Origin of the sequence: Bartonella vinsonii subsp. berkhoffii ATCC 51672, assembly GCF_902825225.1 — a bacterium.
Taxonomy (GTDB): domain Bacteria; phylum Pseudomonadota; class Alphaproteobacteria; order Rhizobiales; family Rhizobiaceae; genus Bartonella; species Bartonella berkhoffii.
Genome location: NZ_CADEAK010000279.1, coordinates 1 through 399, shown reverse-complemented (window position 1 = coordinate 399; position 399 = coordinate 1). Strand labels below are relative to the sequence as shown.

The following is a 399-nucleotide window of genomic DNA, read 5'->3' as shown; positions in this document are numbered from 1 at the left end:
CTCAGACTGTTCCCATATGCTTCTAATTCATTACGCAAAATTTGGTATGCCTTCGCCACATCTTCTTCTTGAGCAGAAATCAAATGGAGTAAAACACTACAACGTTCTACGTGTCCTAAAAAACGATCCCCAATTCCCACACCTTCATGTGCTCCTTTGATTAGACCGGGAATATCAGCCAAAACAAATTCACGAGCATCAATGCGCGCAACACCAAGATGAGGATGTAGAGTGGTAAAAGGATAATCCGCAATTTTGGGTCTTGCAGCGGTTACTGACGCTAAAAAAGTTGACTTTCCAGCATTAGGCAAACCAATAAGGCCGCCATCAGCTATTAATTTTAAACGAAGCCACAGTGTGCGCTCTTCTCCAGCCAATCCCGGATTTGCGCGACGAGGT

At 44.4% G+C, this 399-nt stretch carries 1 protein-coding gene; it reads right to left on the bottom strand.

Annotated elements, in window-relative coordinates; translation table 11 throughout:
- On the bottom strand, positions 1-399 hold a 399-nt coding region (locus J7R10_RS09265), incomplete at both ends, for a GTPase (protein ID WP_208436527.1).